Genomic DNA, 21,774 nt, shown 5'->3' on the forward strand with positions numbered 1-21,774 from the left:
ACATGATTTAAACAACAGGAGTTTGTCATGCATCACAATCCCCGTTTTTTGGCGCTGGTTGACGGGATCCGCTCCCGCATCACCGAAACCGATGTTCACCAGATCAAGCGCTGGCAGGATGAAGGGCGCACGTTTCACCTGATCGACGTGCGGGAAGAGAGCGAGTGGGCCAAAGGCCATCTGCCCGGTGCCCGATATCTGGGTCGTGGCGTGATTGAGCGGGATATCGAGACCCAGTTCCCGGATCTCGAGACCGAGCTCTACCTCTATTGTGGTGGTGGTTTTCGCTCCATTCTGGCTGCGGACAACCTGCAACAGATGGGTTATCGCAAGGTGATCAGCGTCGACGGCGGCTTTCGCGGTTGGTGCGATGCCGGATACCCTGTCGAATCCTGATTTATTTGAGGTAGAGGGGCACAGCTACATGACAAAGCGGCAGTTGACCTTTACCATATGCGGGGTCAAGCGTAAGCGTCGGAGTGTTCATTGAACGTCAGGAAAGGGATTGGATACCTCCTCGGTATCCTGTTGTTGCTTCCCATGTGGGGTTGCAGCAGTAGCAGTCAGGTTAACACCCCCAAGGTTCCCAAGCCGCAGCCTGCTTCACTGGTGTTGGCGACCCCCCTGCAGGTCTCCTACCAGAGTGAGCTGGCGCTCGCCCGACTCGGGCAGATGCTCAGTGAAATGGAACTGACCACCGAGCAACGGGCAGAGTTGTTCTATGAGCGTGCCGTGGTGTTTGATCGGGTTGGTCTGCGTTCCCTCGCGCGGCTCGATTTCAACCGTGCCCTGCGGGAGAAACCGGATTTCGCCGAAGCCTACAACTTCATCGGCGTCTATCTGGTACAGCAGCAGAATTACGACGAAGCCTATGATGCCTTCGATTCTGCCCTCGAGCTGGCGCCGGATTATGACTATGCCTATCTGAACCGTGGCATCGCCCTCTATTACGGTAACCGTCCCGAACTGGCCGCGGCCGATATGAAGCGTTTCTACGAGGCGCAGCCGGAAGACCCCTATCGGGTGATCTGGCTCTATCTGGCCGAGCAGAAACTCGACCCGTCGGCCGCAATGAGCCGGATGCGCGAGCGTCTCAACAAGTACGATGACGATGCCTGGAACTGGGATCTGGTTCGCCTCTATACCGGCGAGATCAACGCTTCCCAGCTGATGGGCAACGTGGTGAAAGGGGTGAAGGATAACCGGGAGCTTGCCGAGCGCCTGTGTGAAACCTACTTCTATCTGGGCAAGTTCGAGCTGGGCAAAGGCAACCGCAAGGAGGCCATCAGTTACTTCAAGCTGGCCTTATCTAACAACGTCTATGATTTCATCGAGCACCGCTATGCGCTGCTGGAGCTGGAGTTGATGGCGCGCAAGCCCTTGCCGCCAGGTGCCCAGAGCGCTCGTAACAAGGGTGATCAGCCCTCCTGATCTACTGCCAGGTAGTGGTAAAAAAGGCCTCGCGATGAGGCCTTTTTGTTGGGCGAATGGCGGGTTTACTCCACCAGGCTCATGCCGGGGATCTGGCGCCAGTAGCCGTTGCAATCGCGATCCTGCTGCAGAGCGAGGGGCTGATTGCCCTGCCGGTTGGCTTTGAAGCGGGCCAGCATCTCCAGCGTCTCCATCCCTTGCGGTGAAAGTCTGACCACATCCACCAGACCTTCCATACCAGCCAGCTCGTTACCCAGGTTATAGCAGTAACCGGACTGGGTCTGGATCCCGTTGAGATTGAACACCCGCTGACCCTCGCGGCTGTTGGCCAGTCGTCCAGTGGGGTAGTTGATGCAGGCGAGCTCGCAGTTGTCCTTGGGCTTGTCGAGGGAGCGGGCGGTGAAGCAGCGCGCCGAATAGGCGAGCGGCAGATGGCCGTAGGCAAACACCTCCACCTCAAATTGGTCGCGTAGGGGGCCCAGATCCTGATTGAGCTGGATCAGCCAGTCACGGGAGAGCTCCACCGGCATGACCCAGCGTTTCATCCCCTGTTTGAGCAACATGCGCAGCACATCGGCGTTATAGGCGTTGATGGCGGGGCCACAGACGAAGGGGATCCCTGCCTCCCAGGCGAGTTGCACCGTACCGAGATCGTTGGCTTCGACCATAAGATCGCCATTGTCGACCAGCCGCTTCACCTCCTTGAGTTCGGAGGGGGCGGAGATAAGGGCGAGGGTCGAGAGCACCACCTGCTTGCCAGAGCAGGCCACCTGACGGGCCAGCGCAATCCAGTCATCGACTTTGAGTTCGCGCCGCTTGCTGCAGACGGTCTCCCCCAGATAGATGATGTCGGCCTGACTGTCGGCAGCGGCATGGTAAAAGGCTTCGGTATCGGCTTTGGGCCAGTAGAAGAGCAGAGGCCCGAGAGAAAATTGCATGGGTGGACTCCTTATTGCCACTGACGATGGTAGGCGCCGAGGGTAGTCTGGCTACCTTCGGAGACGCGGGCGAGCTGGGCATCCCACTCAGCTTTAACCTGATAGGCCTCGGGATTGGCCTGATAGGCATCGATGGCTGCACGCCAGACCCGGGTCACTTGCTCCACATAAGCGGGGCTGCGCTGGCGCCCTTCAATCTTGACCGACTGGATCCCGGTCTTGAACAGCTCGGGCAGGAGACCCAGGGTATTGAGACTGGTGGGCTCTTCCAGCGCGTGGTAGGTCTGGCCATCCACGTCGAAACGCCCCTTGCACAGGGTCGGATAGCCAGCATTTTCGCCCGGGCCATAGCGGTCGATCAGCACCTCGTTGAGCCGCGACTCGAGACCATTCGGGGTCTCTTCCCAACGGACGAACTTGGCCGGTGAGCAGGCGCCGACGGTGTTGGGACTCTCGCCAGTCATGTAGGAGGAGAGATAGCAGCGCCCCTCGGCCATGATGCAGAGGCTGCCAAAGGCGAATACCTCAAGGCCAACATCGGTCTCGCGGGCCAGCTGCTTGACTTGATGCATGGAGAGCACCCGGGGCAGCACCACCCGTGTGACATTGAATTGCTGCTGATAGAAGCGAATTGCGGCGGTATTGGTGGCGCTGGCCTGCACCGAGACATGGAGTTCCATCTCGGGGTAGTGGCGGCTGGCATATTCCAGCACGGCGAGATCGGCGATGATTAACGCATCGGCGCCGAGGGCCACCCCGCGATCAACCGCCTGTTTCCATCGAGTATCGGCCCCGGGATGGGCAAAGGTATTGATGGCAATATGCAGCTTGCGACCATGTTGATGCACATAATCTACCGCCTTCTCCAGTTTGCTGTCGGTAAAGTTGAGACCGGCAAAGTGGCGGGCATTGGTGTCATCCTTGAAACCGATATAAACGGCATCGGCCCCGTTATCCACGGCGGTTTTCAGTGCCGGCAAACTGCCTGCCGGACAGAGTAATTCCATTGGTACGCTCCGAGAGTGCATATGAAGGGCAAACGAGCCCTGATTGTATGCAGCCATGCACTCCCGCTTTTTGACCTGAGGCAGCTTTGTGTGGCTTTACCCTTCTTGAGGTAACCCTGCACAAGTTTGATTTCCAACAGGATCTTGCCACTCTCCCTGTGTTTGAATGCGCAAAAAAGGGAGTCTATCGTGTTTCAACAACTGCAACGCCGCCTGGTCGAACAGGCTCCGCGCTTCTTGCGCCATCCCCTCAAGCTGGTTCCGTTCAATCTGCAAAAGCAGCTGATGGAGAGTTTGCTGGCCCGGGTTTTCAAAGAGGCTATCGAAGATGGCGATTTCGAGTTTCTGGCAGACAAGTGGCTGAAAGTCGAAGTCTCTGATCTGGAACTGTGCTGGTTTATCAGTGAGCAGAATGGCCAGCTGGTGGTAGCTCGCGAGTGTGACAAGGCCGATGTCTGCTTCAGCGGTACGGCCAACGACCTGATCCTCATCGCTGGTCGCAAAGAGGATCCGGACTCGCTCTTTTTCCAGCGCAAGCTGAAGATAGAAGGGGATACCGAACTGGGCCTTGAGGTGAAAAACCTGATGGACAGTCTGGATCTCGATGGCTTGCCAAGCCTGATGAAGTATCCCTTGATGGATCTGGCGACGTTTATCGAACGCGCCCGCACCGAGTCAGCGCAGGCTCCGGTGCAGACGGCGCCGGGCGGGATCCCGTCTTAAGTGGACAATCACCCCATGGGCATGGCGACGATAATGGTGCCGTGCCCAGAGGCAGCGACAGGCCCACAGACAGGGCACCAAGGCGATGAGTGCCGCAGGGGCGGGCAGCTGTGACATGGCAAGCCCCGCAGCCAGCCAGATGAAGGGTTGCGCTTCATACAGCCACTCCGGCTGCAGCCAGCGTTTGCTCGGAAAGATAATCAGATCGGTACGTCGGTAGCTGGAGCGCATCATCCAGGTCACCGCTCCGGCGATAAACAGCAAGGCGCCTGCAAACCAGAGCAGGGGCTGTTCACTCAACGTAATAATGGCAATGGCTGCCAGCAGGTAGAGGCTGGGCAATCTCTCATAGATAAAGGGAGGAAGCATGGCGTTGTGTCTCCTGTGCCGTTTATCGGATATCCATCAAGTTTAGTCCCCCCCTCTCACTTCCCTCATGCTGGTTTGTTATACAAACGGGTGGTTTTGTTCTGAAATGGCTCGGCTTTTACGGTGCCAACATGGTGTTCTCTTATGTTACAATTGCGCGCCATTTTTGACTGAAGATTGACTGGGCATGTTGGATCAGATTCGTATCGTTTTGGTAAACACCTCTCATACCGGCAACATGGGGTCTGCGGCACGCGCCATGAAGACCATGGGGTTGATCCAGCTGGTATTGGTTGATCCGCAAGCCTTGCCGGATGACAATGCCTTCGCCTTGGCGGCTGGTGCCAGCGATGTGCTTGCCAATGCCCGTATCGTCCCGACACTGGATGACGCGATCGCTGATTGTGGTCTGGTGATTGGCACGAGCGCCCGCTCGCGAACCCTGAGCTGGCCCATGCTCGATCCCCGTGAAGCTGGCGAAAAGTCGGTGGTTGAGGGGATGCAGCACCCGGTCGCGCTGGTGTTTGGCCGTGAACGCACCGGTCTTACCAACGACGAATTGCAAAAGTGCCACTACCACGTGGCCATTCCGGCCAATCCTGATTACAGCTCTCTCAATCTGGCCATGGCGGTGCAAACCCTCTGTTACGAAGTGCGGATGCGCTGGCTGCAGGGGCAGGCCGCCGAGCCTGAAGATGAGATGGCCTATCCGAGTGCCGCCCAGCTGGAAGGGTTTTATCAGCACCTGGAACAAACCCTGATGAAGACCGGTTTTATTGCCGATGACCATCCGGGTCATGTGATGAGCAAGCTGCGTCGCCTGTTCAATCGGGCTCGGCCGGAAGCAGCTGAGCTCAACATTCTGCGCGGTATTCTGACCTCGGTGCAGAAAGCGCACGTACCGGATTAATCCGACTGATTTACTCAACCATATACTTGACTGATTTGGTCGGGTATGTGACCATGTGCCCCATTAAATTGCTTCGCAAGACGGTAAGGCACATGAGACTGACTTCAAAAGGACGTTACGCTGTAACCGCCATGCTCGACGTGGCGCTGCATGCAGAGCAGGGGCCCGTCCCCCTTGCCGATATTTCCGAGCGCCAGGGCATCTCGTTGTCCTATCTCGAGCAGCTCTTTGCCCGCCTGCGCAAACATGGTCTGGTGAGCAGCGTGCGTGGCCCGGGTGGTGGTTATCGCCTCGGGTTGGCCCCAGGCGAGATTTCGGTTGGTCAGGTGATCACCGCGGTCGATGAGTCGGTCGATGCCACCAAGTGCCTCGGCAAGGGCGGCTGCCACGGTGGTACCCAGTGTCTGACTCACTCCCTGTGGCGCGACCTGAGTGAGCGGATCTCCAGCTTCCTCGGGGATATTACCCTGGCCGAGCTGGTACGCCAGGCCGATGTGCGCCGCATTGCCGGCAAGCAAGATGAACAAATGAAGACCGTGTTGTCCCTGGTTGATCGGGCAGAACACGGCGATGTGAGCTTGAAAGTCCAACTATAAACGTGCTTTCCACAGCGGGACTCTGTATGACCCGGACTGTGACGGAGAAAAACATGAAACTGCCTATTTACCTTGATTATTCGGCAACCTGTCCGGTGGACCCGCGTGTCGCAGAAAAAATGATGCAGTGTCTCACCATGGATGGCCTGTTCGGCAATCCGGCTTCCCGTTCTCACCGCTTTGGCTGGCAAGCCGAAGAAGCGGTGGATCTGGCCCGTAATCAAGTGGCAGATCTGATCGGTGCCGATCCCCGCGAGATCGTCTTCACTTCCGGTGCGACCGAATCCAATAACCTGGCCATCAAGGGTGTTGCCCACTTCTATGCCAGCAAGGGCAAGCACATCATCACCTCCAAGACCGAACACAAGGCGGTGCTCGATACCTGTCGCCAGCTGGAGCGTGAAGGGTTCGAGGTGACCTATCTTGAGCCGATGCCAAACGGCCTGTTCACTATCGAGATGATCGAGAATGCCATGCGTGATGACACCATCCTGGTCAGCATCATGCATGTGAACAACGAAATCGGCGTGGTTCAGAACATTGCCGCCATCGGCGAGTTGTGCCGTTCCCGCAAGATCCTGCTGCACGTGGATGCCGTTCAGAGTGTGGGCAAGATCCCGGTAGATGTGGAAGCACTGAAAGTGGACCTGCTCTCCGTCTCTGCGCACAAGGTGTATGGTCCGAAAGGGATCGGTGCACTGTTTGTTCGCCGCAAACCCCGCGTTCGTCTGGAAGCCCAGATGCACGGTGGCGGCCACGAGCGCGGCATGCGTTCCGGTACTCTGCCGACCCACCAGATCGTCGGGATGGGCGAAGCTTTCCGCATCGCCAAAGAAGAGATGGTGAGTGAAGGCGAGCGCATCTTGGCTCTGCGCCAGCGTCTGTGGAATGGCATCAAGGATATTGAAGCCGTCTACATCAATGGCGATCTGGATCAGCGTGTTCCGGGCAACCTCAACGTCAGCTTTGCCTATGTGGAAGGGGAATCCCTCATCATGGCGCTGAAAGATTTGGCGGTCTCTTCCGGTTCGGCCTGTACCTCCGCCAGCCTGGAACCCTCCTATGTGCTGCGCGCACTGGGCCTGAACGACGAGCTGGCACACAGCTCCATCCGTTTCAGCATGGGTCGCTTCACCACCGAGGAAGAGATTGACTACGCGGTCAAGCTTATTCGTGACTCCATCGGTCGTCTGCGCGAGATGTCCCCCCTGTGGGAGATGTACAAAGACGGCGTCGATCTGAACACGGTCGAATGGGCTCATCACTGATCTATCTGGTCAGTGAGCAACAGAATTAGCAGGAGTGAGATATGGCTTACAGTGAAAAAGTAATCGACCACTACGAGAATCCTCGCAACGTCGGTGGTTTCGACAAGAATGATCCCAGCGTTGCAACCGGCATGGTCGGTGCGCCCGCTTGTGGCGACGTGATGAAGTTGCAATTGAAGATCAGCGACGAAGGCATCATCGAAGATGCCAAGTTCAAGACCTACGGCTGCGGTTCCGCCATCGCCTCCAGCTCCCTGGTGACCGAATGGGTCAAGGGCAAGACCCTGGACGAAGCGGCTGGCATCAAGAACACCGATATCGCTGAAGAGTTGGCCCTGCCACCGGTGAAGATCCACTGCTCCATTCTGGCTGAGGACGCCATCAAGGCCGCCATCGCCGATTACAAGCAGAAGAAAGGTCTCTAAGCGCCGGAGAGCAGTATGGCTATTACCATGACAGATGCCGCCGCGGCACGGGTTTCCTCTTTTCTGGCTAACCGGGGCAAGGGCATTGGCCTGCGCCTCGGCGTCAAAACCACCGGCTGCTCCGGTCTGGCCTACGTGCTTGAGTTCGTTGATGAACTGACCGATGAGGATCAGGTGTTCGAGCAGCAGGGCGTCAAGATTATTGTCGATGCCAAGAGTCTGATCCATCTGGATGGCACCGAGCTGGATTTCGTCAAGGAGGGCCTCAACGAGGGCTTCCAGTTCAACAATCCCAACGCCAAAGGCGAGTGTGGTTGCGGCGAAAGCTTCAGTGTCTGAGTTGTTTGACGTCAATGATCCTTCGTCTGTGGTTGAGCGGGTTTCCCATGACCCGTTCAACCAGATCTCATTTGCCAGGGGCGAGTGAGGTTGTGGCGAATGTTCCCAAGAGGTTTGCATGAATCATTTCGAGCTGTTTGGGCTGGTTGAAGGCTTCGAGCTCGATACCCGTCAGTTGGCCGACACCTACCGCCAGCTGCAGACCCAGTTTCATCCCGATCGTTTCGCCACTGCTCCCGAGCGGGAGCAGCTGGCAGCGGTACAGCGTGCCGCCCAGATCAACGACGCATTCACCACCCTCAAGGCGCCGCTGCGCCGTGCCGAATATCTGCTCTCTCTGCGTGGCACCGATATTCGTGGCGAACAGCAAACCCTGCAAGACACGGCTTTTCTGATGCAGCAGCTTGAATGGCGCGAGCGTCTGGCCGATCTGAAAGATGACGCCGACCCTGAGCGCGCCATCAAGGATTTTCGCAGCGAGATCAGGCATGATCACCAGATGTTGATGCAGCAGCTGACCGAGTCTCTTGCCGCCGGCAAAGATCTCGTTGCCGCTGATTGCGTTCGCAAACTCAAGTTTGTCGACAAGCTCCTCGAAGAGCTGGAACGATTCGAAGACTCGCTTCTCGAGTCTTGATCCTTTAACGCTGGAAGTTTCATTACCCATGGCATTACTGCAAATCGCCGAACCCGGCCAGAGCGCTGTTCCTCATCAGCACAAACGTGCCGTCGGCATCGATCTTGGCACCACCAACTCTCTCGTCGCTGCGGTTCGCAGTGGTCACGCCGATACCCTTTGCGATGAGCAAGGGCGCGACCTGCTCCCGTCAGTGGTGCACTATCAAAGCGACGCCATTCGAGTCGGGATTGATGCCAAGCGCGAAGCGGCGCTCGATCCTCACAACACCATCGTCTCGGTCAAACGGATGATGGGCAAGGCGCTGGCCGATATCGATACCCGCCAGCAGCCTTACCAGTTTGTTGCCGCCGACAATGGCATGCCGCAACTGCAAACCCGCCAGGGGCTGGTCAATCCGGTGCAGGTATCGGCCGAAATTCTCAAAAAGCTGGCCGAGCGTGGTGCCCAGACCCTGGGTGGCGATCTCGATGGCGTGGTCATTACCGTGCCCGCCTATTTCGATGATGCCCAGCGTCAGGGCACCAAGGATGCCGCCCGTCTGGCTGGTCTGCACGTGCTGCGGCTGCTCAACGAGCCGACCGCGGCCGCGATTGCCTATGGCCTTGACTCCGGTCAGGAAGGGGTGATCGCGGTTTACGATCTTGGGGGCGGCACCTTCGATATCTCCATCCTGCGTCTGCACCGCGGTGTGTTTGAAGTGATGGCGACCGGCGGCGATTCCGCCCTCGGCGGTGATGATTTTGATCACCTGCTGGCGGACTGGATCAAGGAGCAAGCGGGCCTCTCCGGCGAGCTGGATGCCCATCTGCAGCGCGAGCTGCTGGATGTGGCCGCGGCCGTCAAACACGGTCTGACCGATGCCGAGCAGGTGGCGTGCACCTTTGCTGGCTGGCAGGGTTCAGTGAGCCGTAGCCAGTTTGATGAGCTCATCACCCCGCTGGTGAAACGGACCTTGCTGGCTTGTCGCCGCGCCCTGCGCGATGCCGGTCTCGAGCAGGTGGAAGTGCTGGAAGTGGTGATGGTCGGTGGCTCCACCCGGGTGCCGCTGGTGCGTGAACTGGTGGGCGAGTTCTTCCAGCGTACGCCGCTGACCAGCATCGATCCGGACAAGGTGGTCGCCATTGGCGCCGCCATCCAGGCCGATATTCTGGTGGGCAACAAGCCCGATGCCGAGATGCTGCTGCTGGACGTTATCCCCTTGTCGCTGGGTCTGGAGACCATGGGTGGCCTCGCCGAGAAGGTGATCCCGCGCAACACTACCATCCCGGTTGCCCGCGCCCAGGAGTTCACCACCTTCAAGGATGGTCAGACCGCCATGGCCATTCACGTGGTACAGGGTGAACGCGAGTTGGTGGCCGATTGCCGCTCCCTGGCCCGCTTTACCCTGACCGGTATTCCGCCGATGGCAGCCGGCGCCGCCCATATTCGCGTCACCTTCCAGGTGGATGCGGATGGTCTGCTCTCGGTCAGCGCCATGGAGAAATCCTCCGGCGTGCAGGCCGAGATCCAGGTTAAGCCCTCTTACGGGCTGGCGGAGCAGGATATCCTCAACATGCTGAGCGCCTCCATCGAGAACGCCCAGCAGGATATGGATGCCCGCATGCTGGCCGAGCAGCAGGTTGAAGCCGACCGGGTGGTCGAGAGTCTCAATGCCGCGCTGGCCGCTGATGGCGATGCCCTGCTCAATGCTGCCGAGCGTGCCGAGATTGATGCCGCCATCGCCCATCTGCTGACCATGCGCAACAGCGGCGCAACCCATCAAATCAAAGAAGCCATTGAGGCAGCCGATGCTGTCAGTGGCGAGTTTGCAGCCCGCCGGATGGACGCCTCCATCCGCAAGGTGCTGACCGGACAAAACGTCAACAAGGTGTAATATGCCAAAACTGATCATTCTTCCTCATCCCGTACTCTGTCCGGATGGCGCCGCCCTCGAGGGGCAAAGCGGCGAGACCATTCTGGATGTGGCGCTGCGCAACGGTATCGAAATCGAGCACGCCTGCGAGAAATCCTGTGCCTGCACCACCTGCCACTGCGTTGTGCGCGAAGGTTTCGACTCGCTCGAGCCGAGCGACGAGCTGGAAGACGACATGCTGGACAAGGCGTGGGGGCTGGAGCCGGAATCCCGTCTCAGCTGCCAGGCAAAACTGGCGGACGAGGATCTGGTGGTGGAACTGCCCAAGTACACCCTGAACCTTGCCTCTGAACGCCATTAATTACACATGAGTGAATTGCACGTGCAGCATCCTGTGGTGCTTCAGTGATATGGTGGAAGGCCGTGACCCTCGTGGGCACGGCCTTTTTTGTATTCGTTATTCTCTCTTTGCCAATAAGCTCTTTCCCATAAAGAGTGCTTATACATAGTGCCAGTAAAAAGGAAGCAAACACGATGGCTGACATGATGAAGGTAGCGTTATCCACCCAGGCTGCGGCCGCCTATTGGGGCGAGGGCGCCCAGCTCAGTTTCAATGGCGACGAGGCACTGATCCATCTTGGTGCCGCCGGTCAGGAGAAGGATGTTCTGCGCACCGTTCAGCGCGCCGCCCGTCGCCTCGAATCGAGCGGGATCAAGCGGGTGACGCTGGTCGGTGAAGGCTGGGATCTGGAGCGTCGCTATGCGTTCGCCCAGGGATTCTACGCCGCCAAGGGAGCGCGTGAACTGGATTTTGGCCAGCAGAGCAACGCGGAAGCCCGTGAACTGGATGCGCTGCTCAAGGCGGCTCGCTGGGTACGTGACATCACCAATGGCTGTCCGGAAGAGATCTACCCCATGAGTCTGGCGGAATCGGCCCTGTTGCTCATTCGTGGTCTGGCTGGGGATCAGATTACTGCCCGCATCACCGCCGGTGAAGCGCTGCGCGAGTCCGGCCATATCGGGATCTGGTCGGTTGGCCGTGGCAGCGAGCGCGAGCCTGTGCTGCTGGAGCTCGACTACAACCCGACCGGTGATCGCAATGCGCCCGTGGTGGCGGCGCTGGTGGGCAAGGGGATCACTTTTGATTCCGGTGGCTACTCCATGAAGTCCTCTGACAACATGCTGCCGATGAAGTCCGATATGGGCGGCGCGGCCATGGTGACCGGCGCGCTGGCGCTGGCTATCAGCCGCGGTCTGAACCAGCGGGTGAAGCTCATTCTCTGCTGCGCCGAGAACCTGGTCTCCGGCCACGCCTTCAAGCTGGGCGACATCCTCACCTACAAGAACGGGGTTTCGGTCGAGATCCAGAACACCGATGCGGAAGGTCGTCTGGTGCTGGCCGATGGCCTGATGGCGGCCTCCGACACCGGTGCGGCTTATATCCTTGACGCAGCCACCCTGACCGGCGCCGCCAAGATGGCGCTGGGGCGCGATTATAATGCGGTGTTTGCCCTCGATGAGACCGAACAGCTGCGTGCGCTGGCCGCCGCCAAGGTGGAAAACGAACAGGCGTGGGCGCTTCCGCTAGAACCCTGGCATGCCAGCCAGCTCACCTCGGCCTTTGCCGATCTGGGCAACGTCGCCTCAGCCGAAGGCACGGCCGGTGCCACCACGGCTGCAGCGTTCCTTTCCCGCTTCGTGCGCGATGAGGGCAAAGGCTGGGTGCACCTGGATCTGGCAGCCTCTTATCAGAAATCGGGCAACGATCTCTGGGCGACCGGCGCCAAGGGGCACGGTCTGCGTACCATCGCCCGCTGGCTGCAGGAGGTGACCGCATGAATGTCTGGTTAAGTCGTGAATTTGCACCGGCCGAGTGGGGGGAGGGGGCGCTGCTCTCTCACCGCGCCGACGGCATGGTGATCCATCTGGTAACGGCCAATCCGCTGCTCGATATCCAGCAGGCGGCCCGTCGCCTCTGCCAGCAAGGGATCCAGAAAGTGACCCTGGCTGGTCATTGGGAGCGTGAACAGCAGTGGGCTTTTGCCCAAGGGCTGCAAACCCCCAAGGCGGAGGTGCAACTGCAGTGGGCCATGTCCTCGGAAGAGGACAGAGAGGAGCTGGAAGCGCGTTGGCTCTGCGGCCGCTGGGTGCGCGAGATGACCAATGCCACCCCGGAGCAGTTGGGCCCGCTGGAGCTGGCGGTGGAAGCGGCCTCATTTATCACCGAGCTGGCGCCGGACAAGGTGAGTCATCGCATTTTGAAAGGCGAAGCGCTGCAACAGGCGGGCTGGGTCGGTCTCTATCAGGTGGGCCGCGGCAGTGCGCGCGAACCGGTATTGCTGGAGCTCGACTTCAACCCGGGACGTGACCCCAAGGCGCCGGTAGCGGCAGCGCTGGTGGGCAAGGGGATCACCTTTGACTCCGGCGGCTACTCCATGAAGAGCTCCGAGGGGATGCTCACCATGAAGTGCGACATGGGGGGCGCGGCGATTGTCACCGGTGCACTGGCGCTGGCCATGCTGCGCGGGCTCGACAAGCGGGTGAAGCTGATCCTCTGCTGCGCCGAGAACCTGGTCTCCGGCCACGCCTACAAGCTGGGCGACATCCTCACCTACAAGAACGGCACCACGGTCGAGATAGTGAATACCGATGCCGAGGGGCGGCTGGTGCTGGCCGACGGCCTGCAACTGGCGAGCGAGTCCGGCGCACCGCTGATCATCGATGCCGCGACCCTGACCGGCGCTGCAGTGATGGCGCTGGGTGGGCGCTACAATGCTCTGTTCGGCCTCGACAAAGGGTTGGTAAGCCGGGCCATGACCTATGCCGATGCCGAGCATGAGCCTGCCTGGCCGCTGCCGCTGGAGCCCTGGCACCGCCAGCAGTGCCCCTCCCATTACGCCGACACGGCCAACAGCCGTCCGGTGAAGGGGGGCGGGCCGGGTGGCGCCTCCAACGCTGCGGGTTTCCTCTCCCGTTTCGTTGCCAACGAAGGGATGGGCTGGTTGCATATCGATCTGGCCGCCTGCTTCAGTGACAACGGCGATGCCCTCTGGGCGCCGGGGGCCAATACCCTGGGGATGCGCACCATAGCGCGGGCCCTGCTGGCGGAAGCCAAATAGGCGAGACAAGGCACCTTCGGGTGCCTTTTTCATGCTGTTCGAATTGTGAACAAAAGATGGGGTTTTGGCGGCTTAAGGTAACTATCGTGCGCAAGCGCACATATTTTCCGGCTCTGCTCGGTCAAGATGAGTGTGGATGTTGATTGCAAGGGAGTGATGTTTAATAAAAAGTTGCTCGTTTGTGTGTTTTTCCGGTTTTTGTTTACGTATAATCGCCAGCGAACATGGATTCTAACAATAAAACTCTGTAGTTAAGGAAAGATATCAATGGCCATCGAACGTACCTTCTCTATCGTTAAACCGGATGCTGTCAGCAAGAACCTGATCGGTGCCATCTATAGCCGTTTCGAAAGCGCAGGCTTGAAAGTGGTGGCATCCAAAATGCTGCACATGAGCAGTGAACAGGCTGCCGGTTTCTATGCCGAGCATCAGGGCAAGCCTTTTTATGACAATCTGGTCAGCTTCATGACCTCTGGTCCTGTCATGGTGCAGGTGCTGGAAGGGGAAGACGCCATCCGTCGCAATCGCGAGATCATGGGTGCTACCAACCCGAAAGAGGCGCTGGCTGGTACCTTGCGTGCCTGTTATGCCGAGAGCATCGATCGCAACGCAGTGCATGGCTCCGATGCACCGGCATCCGCAGCCCGCGAAATTGCCTACTTCTTCTCTGACAACGAGATCTGCCCGCGCGGCTGATTTACGTGGATGATGACCCAAGGGAGCCTCGGCTCCCTTTGTTGTTTTCGCCGTTTACGCAATATCCCTCTATTCTCCAGGTGGAAAGCCAGACCCATTATTTGTACAATGCCGCCCCCTGACGTCGTCAGCCAATAATTGATGAAGTGTTTGAACTGAGGCCATTGATGAGCGAAACAAAAATCAACCTGCTGGATCTTGATCGGGATGCCATGCGTGCCTTTTTCGTCGAACTGGGCGAGAAGCCATTCCGGGCAGATCAGGTCATGAAGTGGATCTATCACTTTGGGTGTGATGATTTCGATCAGATGACCAACGTCAACAAGGTGCTCAAAGAGCGCCTCAAGGCGATCGCCGAGATCAAGGCGCCCGAGATCAGCCGCGAGCAGCGCTCTGCCGATGGCACCATCAAGTGGGCCTTGCAGGTGGGCGATCAGGAGGTAGAGACCGTCTACATCCCGGAAGATGACCGCGCGACCCTCTGCGTCTCCTCTCAAGTTGGCTGTGCGCTGGAGTGCAAGTTCTGCTCCACGGCTCAACAAGGCTTCAACCGCAATCTGAAAGTCTCCGAGATCATCGGTCAGGTGTGGCGTGCTGCCCGTGTGGTCGGTGGCAAGCGTCCCATCACCAACGTTGTGATGATGGGGATGGGCGAGCCGCTGCTCAACCTCGCCAACGTGGTGCCCGCCATGCGTCTGATGATGGATGACTACGGCTTTGGCATCTCCAAGCGCCGGGTGACCATCTCCACCTCTGGCGTGGTACCTGCGCTGGACAAGCTGGGCGACCAGATCGACGTGGCGCTGGCTATCTCCCTGCACGCCCCGAACGACAAGCTGCGTTCAGAGATCATGCCGATCAACGACAAATACAACATCGAGGAGTTCCTCGCCGGTGTCCGTCGTTACCTGGCCAAATCCAATGCCAACGGTGGTCGGGTGACCGTCGAGTATGTGCTGCTCGATCATATCAATGACGATATGCAGCATGCTCACGAGCTGGCCAAGGTGCTCAAGGACACTCCGAGCAAGATCAACCTGATCCCGTTCAACCCCTTCCCGGGCAACCCTTACGGCAAGCCAAGCAACAGCCGTATCGATCGCTTCTCCAAGGTGCTGATGGAGTACGGTTTCACCGTGATTGTCCGCAAGACCCGTGGTGATGACATCGATGCTGCCTGTGGTCAGCTGGTGGGTGACGTGATTGACCGTACCAAGCGAACTATCAAAAATCGGATGCAACAGGATGGGATTTCCGTCAAAATGGTTTAAATGCTAAGCCATTGTATAGACAGGGAATGGATACACGTACATTGATCGTAGTGGCAGCGCTCTGCGCGCTGCCAGGCTGTGTGACCGAGACCACTTACGCTGGCCAGAATTCGACCCAGCGTGAAGTGGGTCCTGACCTCAAGGCGGCTGCCCAAACCCGCCTCGACTTGGGTATCCAGTACCTGCGTCAGGGCAATGCCGAGCAGGCCAAGTTCAATCTTGACCGCGCCCTCCAGTATGACCCCTCCAACCCCCAGATCCAGATCGGTTTTGCCTACTTTTTCCAGAAGGTAGGAGATTTCAAGGCAGCCGAGACCCATTACAAGAACGCCCTTGCCATGGATCCGTCCAATGCTGACGCAATGAACAACTATGGTGCCTTCCTCTGTGATCGCGGCAGGTATGCCGAGGCAGATCAGGCGTTCAATCAGGCTGTTATTCAGCCAGGCTATGTAAAAATTGCCGATACCTATGAAAATGCGGCACTTTGTGCGCTGCAAAATCGCAGAAATGATAAAGCAGGCGAGTACTATCGCCTGGCCTTGGGGTATAATCCCCGCAATCCAGGGTTATTGCTGGACTTGGCCGAGCTTTCCATGAAAGATGGCAAGCTGCCTGATGTGCAGTCCTACCTCGCCCGTTTTGCCGATGTGTCAGACGAGAACGAGGAGAGTCTCTGGTTGAGACTTCGGCTGGCGCAGGCAATGGACAAGCCGGCATTACTTCACCAATTCGGGACTGAGCTGGTAAGGCAATATCCCACTTCGCAACAAGCCAAGCGTTATTTAGCCAATGACTATTGAACAGCAACATGATTTCCAAGACGACTCCCAGGCAGTAGGCCCAGGCCAATTGCTGCGCAACGCCCGTGAACAGCTTGGCTGGACACGAGAACAGGTTGCGTCCCGCATTCACCTTCGTCTGACCCTGATCGCCGCTATCGAATCGGATACCTACGACAAGCACACGTCCCACACCTTTATTCGGGGTTATTTGCGTACCTATGCCAAGCTGGTCGGGATCCCCGACGAGACCATTCTGGCCGCTTACGACAAGCTGGGTCTGACCCCTCCCGACAATATCGACATGCAGAGCTTCTCCCGTCGCTCCCGCCAGCAAGCCAACGACAGTCGGCTCAAGGTGGTGACCTGGCTGGTGATCCTGGTGTTGATTGCGCTCTCGGTCGCCTGGTGGTGGCAGAGTACTTCACGCCGCTCCGCCGGTGATGAAGCGCTGGCAGCCACCGAGATGAGTGCAACCAGTTCGACTCCCGCTGAACCTGCCATCACGCCGCCCGATGCGATCAACACAGCTCCGGTGGAAGGCACTGCCATCGCACCGGCCGCCACGGACGTGGCTGCCCCTGCGGTGATCTCCGATGCGACTGCTACCCTGGCGCCTGCTTCTGCGGCTGTTGCCCCGACCGATGTCAGTGCGGCTGTCGGCACTGCGACCGATGCAGCGGTATCCGGCGCCAATGGCACCGAATCTGAAGAGGCTGTCGTTGATCCGGCGACTGCGCCGCAACTGAAGATGAGCTTCACCGCCGATTGCTGGCTGGATGTGAAGGATGCCAACGGCAAGACCCTGTTCAGTGGTCTGAAGAAGGCCAACGACGAGCTGGTGCTGGAAGGCGCCGAGCCCCTGAAGTTCATCATTGGCGCGCCCATGGCCGTCAAGCTTGACTACAAGGGTCAGTCGTTTGATATGAGCCGTTACAACAACGGTCGTACAGCCCGCTTCTCACTGCCGCAGGAGTAATCTGTTTCCCATGTCTTCTCACGAATCACCCATCATTCGTCGTAAATCCAGACAGATCATGGTTGGTAATGTACCGGTTGGGGGCGATGCCCCCATTACCGTGCAGACCATGACCAACACCAAGACCACAGATGTTGCTGCTACCATCGAGCAGATCCAGCGGATCGAACGGGTCGGTGCCGATATCGTCCGTGTCTCCGTGCCCACCATGGAAGCGGCGGAAGCCTTCCGGCTCATCAAACAGCAGATCCGCATTCCCATCGTTGCCGATATCCACTTCGACTATCGCATCGCCCTGAAAGTGGCCGAGTACGGTGCCGACTGCCTGCGTATCAACCCGGGCAACATCGGTAACGAGCAGCGGGTGCGATCTGTGGTCGATTGCGCGCGCGACCTCAATATCCCGATCCGTATCGGGGTCAATGGCGGGTCGCTGGAGAAAGATATCCAGGAGAAGTACGGCGAGCCGACCCCAGAGGCGCTGGTAGAGTCCGCCATGCGTCACGTGGACTATCTCGATCGCCTCGATTTCCAGGACTTCAAGGTGAGCGTCAAGGCCTCCGATGTGTTCCTGGCAGTCGGTGCCTATCGCCTCCTAGCCAAGCAGATTGAACAGCCGCTGCACCTTGGCATCACCGAAGCGGGCGGTTTCCGTGCCGGCGCGGTGAAGTCTGCCATCGGTCTGGGCATGCTGCTTACCGACGGCATCGGCGATACCCTGCGTATCTCGCTGGCGGCGGATCCTGTGGAGGAGGTGAAGGTCGGTTTCGATATCCTCAAATCCCTGCGTATTCGCTCCCGTGGCATCAACTTTATCGCTTGCCCATCCTGCTCACGGCAGGAGTTCGATGTGATCGCTACCGTCAACGCACTGGAAGAGCGGCTCGAAGACATCATCACCCCGATGGATGTCTCCATCATCGGCTGTGTGGTGAATGGCCCGGGCGAAGCGCTGGTCTCCGACCTTGGTCTGGCCGGTGCCGCCAACAAGAGTGCCTTCTATGAAGGGGGCCAGCGGGTCGATCGGCTCGACAACAAGGATCTCATTCCAACTTTGGAGCGCCGCATTCGCGCCCGCGCCGCCATGCTGGATCCCGCCAACCGGATCCCGATGGACAAGGAGTGAGCGAAACAGGGCCACATTGGGTGGCCCTTTTTCCAGGTGACTGATTTTAAATCCCGCATCCGGATTCCCTGATTTTACCTTGGGGGGGAAAATCCCTATAATGCGGCCAAATTTTACCTCTTTTTCTCGAGTATCAACGTGGCAAAACAGATCCAAGCTATTCGCGGTATGAATGATTGCCTGCCGGAGCAGAGCCCGGTATGGCAGAAGGTTGAACAGATCCTGCGCCAGGTCGTTGCCAGCTATGGCTACAGCGAAGTGCGCATGCCGATTGTCGAGCAGACTCATCTGTTCAAGCGCGCCATCGGTGAAGTGACCGACGTGGTCGAAAAAGAGATGTACACCTTTGAAGACCGTAACGGCGACAGCCTGAGCCTGCGTCCGGAAGGGACCGCCAGCTGCGTCCGTGCCGGTATCGAACACGGTCTGCTCTACAACCAGGAACGCCGGATGTGGTACATGGGCCCCATGTTCCGTCACGAGCGTCCCCAGAAGGGCCGTTATCGCCAGTTCCACCAGTTCGGTGTCGAGCTGTTTGGCATCAACGGGCCGGACATCGACGCTGAGCTGATCATGCTGACCCACCGTCTGTGGCGTCTGTTTGGCATCAGCGAGCATGTCACCCTGCAGCTCAACACCCTGGGTCAGAGCGCCGAGCGTGCCGCTTACCGCGATGCGCTGGTGGCCTATCTGGAGCAGTACAAGGAGCAGCTGGACGAAGAGAGCCAGCGCCGTATGTACAGCAACCCGCTGCGGGTGCTCGACTCCAAGGATGAAAAGGTGCAGGCCATTTTGGCGGGTGCCCCGCGTCTGTTCGACCATCTGGGCGAAGAGAGCCTGGCCCACTTCGAGGGGCTCAAGCGCCTGCTCGAGTCTGCCGGTATCAAATACGAAGTGAACGAGCGTCTGGTGCGTGGTCTTGACTACTACAACCTGACCGTGTTCGAGTGGGTCACCAGCAGTCTGGGTGCCCAGGGCACCGTCTGCGCCGGTGGTCGTTACGATGGTCTGGTAGAGCAGCTGGGCGGTCAACCGACCCCTGCCGTGGGCTTCGCCATGGGCATGGAACGTCTGGTGCTGATGCTGGAAACTCTCGAGCTCAACGCCGATATCCGCCCGGCGGTGGATGTTTATCTGGCGATGGTGGGCGAGGGGACCGAACAGGCTGGCTTCCAGCTGGCCGAGCGTCTGCGCGATGCCCTGCCGGATCTGCGCCTCATGAGCCACTGCGGTGGTGGCAACTTCAAGAAACAACTCAAACGTGCCGACAAGAGCGGCGCGGCAATCGCCCTGATCCTTGGTGAGACCGAGGTGCAAAACGGGGAGATCACTATCAAATATCTGCGTGGTCAGGCCGAGCAACAGACCGTCAAGGTTGACGCCGCCATTGCCCTGCTGGCAGCCAAAGGAGAGTAAGCTGTGGAAGTCTATACCACCGAAGAACAACAGGTTGAGGTTATCAAGGAGTGGTGGAAAGAGAACGGAACCTCGGTGATTGCCGGGACCGTGATCGGTCTGGTCGGTCTGTTCGGCTGGCGCTATTACAACCAGCACCAGCAAGAGACCATGGAGGCCTCCTCCCACTCTTACAACCAGGTGATTGAGCAGCTGGCCAAGGGCGATGCCGCCGGTTTCGAGCAGGCACAGCAGTTTGTTACCGCCAACAAGGGTGATTCCTACGGTGAACTGGCCGCGTTGCAACTGGCTGCCGCTGCCGTCAAAGCGGGTAAGCTGGATCTGGCTGCCGAGCAGCTGAATCTGGTGGCGACCACGGGTGACGAGAGCATTCGTCCCATCGCGGCGCTGCGTCTGGCCCGTGTGCTGAATGATCAGGGCAAGGCAGATGAAGCGCTGGCCAAGCTGGCGACCATCCAGAATGAGGCCTTCAAGGCGCAGGTAGCCGAAGCCCGTGGTGATGTGCTGCAAAAGCAGGGCAAGACCGAAGAGGCTCGTGATGCCTATCAGGCGGCGGCGGATGCCGGCGGCCTGCAGGGTAGCGCCGAGCTCAAGCTGAAAATGGACGATCTGGCCCTGCCGGCCGTTGCGACTGGTGAGGCACCGGATGCGTAATCTATTCAAGATGGTGGCGCTGGGGGCTGCGGTCTCCTTCGCTCTGCAGGGTTGCTCCCTGTTCAGTTCCGAAGAGGATCTCAACCCGATGGCGCCGCTGCCCAAGGTTGAATCTGCCTTCACTGCAGACACCGCATGGTCATCTACTGTGGGTGATGGTATCGGTGACTTCTACTCCCAGCTCAAGCCGGTGGTGGAAGAGGATCGCATCTACGCAGCGGCCCGCGACGGCGATGTCAGCGCCTTTGACCGTGCCAGTGGCGATCGCCTCTGGACCGTCGATCTGGCCGACCTGCCGGTCAACGCCGACAAGCGCAGCGCCCGCCTCTCCGGTGGTCTGGTCTCCCGTTACGGCAAGCTGTTCCTCGGCTCCGAGAACGGGGTGGTTTACGCCCTGAACGAAGAGAATGGCGAAGTGCTGTGGCAGACCAATGTGCCCGGCGAAGTGGTGGCAAGCCCTGCGGTGGAAGATGGCCGCGTGGTGGTGTTGACCACCTCCGGTCGCTTGATTGCGCTCGATACCGACGAAGGCAAGATGCAGTGGTCGCTCTCCGAAGAGCAGCCGCCGCTGACCCTGCGCAGTGCCGGTGCTCCGGTGATCACCAACGGCGCCGTGATTTACGGTCGTGCCGATGGCAAGGTGGGCATCGCCCTGCTGAGCAACGGCCAGCCGGTGCGTCAGTCCAAGGTGGCTGATCCGCGCGGTGCCACCGAGCTGGACCGCATGGTTGACGTCGATGCCAGCCCGCTGATCGCCGGTGATGAGCTCTATGCCATCGCCTACAACGGTCAGCTGATGGCGCGCAAACTGATGACCGGTGATGAAGTGTGGAAGCGCAAGTATTCCGGCTATCGCGATCTGGCGATGACTGGCAATGCCATCGTGCTGACCGACAGCCGCAGCCATCTGTTTGCCATCGACCGTCGCAACGGTCTGGAGCTGTGGTCAAACACCCAGCTGGAAAATCGTACCGTCACTGCACCTGTCATCTTCGGTGACTATGTGGTGGTGGGTGATGTGGAAGGATACCTGTATTGGCTTGATCGTACCGACGGTACCATCAAGGCGATGCAGCAGCTCGATAGCAGTGGTCTCTACGCCGCCCCGCTGGTGGATGGCGAGACCCTGTATGTGCAGAGCCGTGACGGCAAGTTGTACGCCCTCAAGCGTCCTTGATCGTCCGATAATGTGAATATCCGGCTCCTGGTCTTCGGACCCGGAGCCTTTGTCGT

Annotated in this window: 24 protein-coding genes; 21 read left to right on the forward strand and 3 right to left on the reverse strand. The window is 58.8% G+C overall.

All coding sequences use genetic code 11. From position 1 onward, the window contains the following. Positions 1–27 precede the first annotated feature (27 nt). Together I6L49_RS03125 and nlpI are read left to right on the forward strand one after the other, a co-directional pair. A complete protein-coding gene (locus tag I6L49_RS03125; protein WP_019446086.1) occupies positions 28–396 on the forward strand; it encodes a rhodanese-like domain-containing protein in 369 nt (122 codons plus the stop codon). 90 nt (positions 397–486) lie between these two features. Further along, positions 487–1,431 carry a lipoprotein NlpI gene (nlpI, locus tag I6L49_RS03130; protein ID WP_005351017.1) on the forward strand — a complete coding sequence of 315 codons (945 nt, stop codon included), beginning with the start codon at positions 487–489 and terminating at the stop codon, positions 1,429–1,431. A gap of 65 nt (positions 1,432–1,496) precedes the next feature. Here the strand turns inward: nlpI and I6L49_RS03135 are convergent, their stop codons facing one another. After that, positions 1,497–2,369 (reverse strand): U32 family peptidase, encoded by an 873-nt coding sequence (locus I6L49_RS03135; RefSeq protein WP_216950588.1) that lies wholly within the window; start codon positions 2,367–2,369, stop codon positions 1,497–1,499. Between the two features lie 11 nt (positions 2,370–2,380). After that, positions 2,381–3,376 carry a peptidase U32 family protein gene (locus tag I6L49_RS03140; RefSeq protein ID WP_040066524.1) on the reverse strand — a complete coding sequence of 332 codons (996 nt, stop codon included), beginning with the start codon at positions 3,374–3,376 and terminating at the stop codon, positions 2,381–2,383. A 189-nt stretch (positions 3,377–3,565) separates the two neighbouring features. Here I6L49_RS03140 and I6L49_RS03145 point away from each other — a divergent pair, with 189 nt between their 5' ends. Then, entirely contained in the window at positions 3,566–4,099 is a 534-nt protein-coding gene (locus I6L49_RS03145) for an SCP2 domain-containing protein (RefSeq protein ID WP_005344837.1), read from the forward strand. Here I6L49_RS03145 and I6L49_RS03150 read toward each other — a convergent pair. Continuing rightward, positions 4,052–4,468: a hypothetical protein gene (locus I6L49_RS03150; RefSeq protein WP_005351023.1), complete on the reverse strand. Its 417-nt coding sequence runs from the start codon at positions 4,466–4,468 to the stop codon at positions 4,052–4,054. The genes I6L49_RS03145 and I6L49_RS03150 overlap by 48 nt on opposite strands. A 187-nt stretch (positions 4,469–4,655) precedes the next feature. Here I6L49_RS03150 and trmJ point away from each other — a divergent pair, with 187 nt between their 5' ends. The 18 genes from trmJ (at position 4,656) to bamB (ending at position 21,718) form a co-directional block, all read left to right on the forward strand. Further along, positions 4,656–5,378: a tRNA (cytosine(32)/uridine(32)-2'-O)-methyltransferase TrmJ gene (trmJ, locus tag I6L49_RS03155; protein ID WP_216950589.1), complete on the forward strand. Its 723-nt coding sequence runs from the start codon at positions 4,656–4,658 to the stop codon at positions 5,376–5,378. Between the two features lie 92 nt (positions 5,379–5,470). Further along, complete coding sequence (gene iscR / locus I6L49_RS03160; RefSeq protein WP_026035025.1) at positions 5,471–5,974, forward strand: Fe-S cluster assembly transcriptional regulator IscR; 504 nt, start codon at positions 5,471–5,473, stop codon at positions 5,972–5,974. Between the two features lie 53 nt (positions 5,975–6,027). Continuing rightward, a complete protein-coding gene (locus I6L49_RS03165) occupies positions 6,028–7,242 on the forward strand; it encodes an IscS subfamily cysteine desulfurase (protein ID WP_021229687.1) in 1,215 nt (404 codons plus the stop codon). Between the two features lie 41 nt (positions 7,243–7,283). Beyond that, a complete protein-coding gene (gene iscU / locus I6L49_RS03170) occupies positions 7,284–7,667 on the forward strand; it encodes a Fe-S cluster assembly scaffold IscU (protein ID WP_005333813.1) in 384 nt (127 codons plus the stop codon). A gap of 15 nt (positions 7,668–7,682) precedes the next feature. Further along, positions 7,683–8,006, forward strand: a complete 324-nt coding sequence (iscA, locus tag I6L49_RS03175; RefSeq protein WP_005333812.1) for an iron-sulfur cluster assembly protein IscA — start codon at positions 7,683–7,685, stop codon at positions 8,004–8,006. 118 nt (positions 8,007–8,124) lie between these two features. Continuing rightward, the gene (hscB, locus tag I6L49_RS03180; protein WP_005344846.1) at positions 8,125–8,643 is read left to right on the forward strand and encodes a co-chaperone HscB; all 519 of its coding nucleotides are present in this window, start codon (positions 8,125–8,127) and stop codon (positions 8,641–8,643) included. A gap of 28 nt (positions 8,644–8,671) precedes the next feature. Continuing rightward, a complete protein-coding gene (gene hscA, locus I6L49_RS03185) occupies positions 8,672–10,519 on the forward strand; it encodes a Fe-S protein assembly chaperone HscA (RefSeq protein ID WP_005351033.1) in 1,848 nt (615 codons plus the stop codon). A 1-nt stretch (position 10,520) separates the two neighbouring features. After that, a complete protein-coding gene (gene fdx / locus I6L49_RS03190) occupies positions 10,521–10,859 on the forward strand; it encodes an ISC system 2Fe-2S type ferredoxin (RefSeq protein ID WP_005333808.1) in 339 nt (112 codons plus the stop codon). A gap of 173 nt (positions 10,860–11,032) precedes the next feature. Next, the gene (gene pepB, locus I6L49_RS03195) at positions 11,033–12,337 is read left to right on the forward strand and encodes an aminopeptidase PepB (RefSeq protein WP_216950590.1); all 1,305 of its coding nucleotides are present in this window, start codon (positions 11,033–11,035) and stop codon (positions 12,335–12,337) included. Further along, positions 12,334–13,617: an aminopeptidase PepB gene (pepB, locus tag I6L49_RS03200; RefSeq protein WP_005359802.1), complete on the forward strand. Its 1,284-nt coding sequence runs from the start codon at positions 12,334–12,336 to the stop codon at positions 13,615–13,617. Before pepB (I6L49_RS03195) ends, pepB (I6L49_RS03200) begins: the two co-directional genes overlap by 4 nt. A gap of 267 nt (positions 13,618–13,884) precedes the next feature. Further along, complete coding sequence (gene ndk / locus I6L49_RS03205) at positions 13,885–14,313, forward strand: nucleoside-diphosphate kinase (RefSeq protein WP_005333805.1); 429 nt, start codon at positions 13,885–13,887, stop codon at positions 14,311–14,313. 167 nt (positions 14,314–14,480) lie between these two features. Then, positions 14,481–15,584 (forward strand): bifunctional tRNA (adenosine(37)-C2)-methyltransferase TrmG/ribosomal RNA large subunit methyltransferase RlmN, encoded by a 1,104-nt coding sequence (locus I6L49_RS03210; protein ID WP_005344856.1) that lies wholly within the window; start codon positions 14,481–14,483, stop codon positions 15,582–15,584. An 11-nt stretch (positions 15,585–15,595) separates the two neighbouring features. Continuing rightward, positions 15,596–16,387 (forward strand): type IV pilus biogenesis/stability protein PilW, encoded by a 792-nt coding sequence (gene tapF, locus I6L49_RS03215; RefSeq protein WP_204383027.1) that lies wholly within the window; start codon positions 15,596–15,598, stop codon positions 16,385–16,387. Continuing rightward, positions 16,377–17,345 (forward strand): cytoskeleton protein RodZ, encoded by a 969-nt coding sequence (rodZ, locus tag I6L49_RS03220; protein WP_216950591.1) that lies wholly within the window; start codon positions 16,377–16,379, stop codon positions 17,343–17,345. The genes tapF and rodZ overlap by 11 nt, the downstream gene beginning before the upstream one ends. A gap of 10 nt (positions 17,346–17,355) precedes the next feature. Next, positions 17,356–18,471 carry a flavodoxin-dependent (E)-4-hydroxy-3-methylbut-2-enyl-diphosphate synthase gene (gene ispG, locus I6L49_RS03225; protein WP_216950592.1) on the forward strand — a complete coding sequence of 372 codons (1,116 nt, stop codon included), beginning with the start codon at positions 17,356–17,358 and terminating at the stop codon, positions 18,469–18,471. Between the two features lie 138 nt (positions 18,472–18,609). Continuing rightward, the gene (gene hisS / locus I6L49_RS03230; RefSeq protein WP_005351051.1) at positions 18,610–19,887 is read left to right on the forward strand and encodes a histidine--tRNA ligase; all 1,278 of its coding nucleotides are present in this window, start codon (positions 18,610–18,612) and stop codon (positions 19,885–19,887) included. A gap of 3 nt (positions 19,888–19,890) precedes the next feature. Continuing rightward, positions 19,891–20,541, forward strand: a complete 651-nt coding sequence (locus tag I6L49_RS03235; protein WP_005351053.1) for a tetratricopeptide repeat protein — start codon at positions 19,891–19,893, stop codon at positions 20,539–20,541. Then, entirely contained in the window at positions 20,534–21,718 is a 1,185-nt protein-coding gene (bamB, locus tag I6L49_RS03240; protein WP_005333796.1) for an outer membrane protein assembly factor BamB, read from the forward strand. Before I6L49_RS03235 ends, bamB begins: the two co-directional genes overlap by 8 nt. The last annotated feature ends 56 nt before the right edge of the window (positions 21,719–21,774 follow it).

The sequence above is a fragment of the Aeromonas sp. FDAARGOS 1419 genome (assembly GCF_019047045.1).
GTDB lineage: Bacteria > Pseudomonadota > Gammaproteobacteria > Enterobacterales > Aeromonadaceae > Aeromonas > Aeromonas veronii.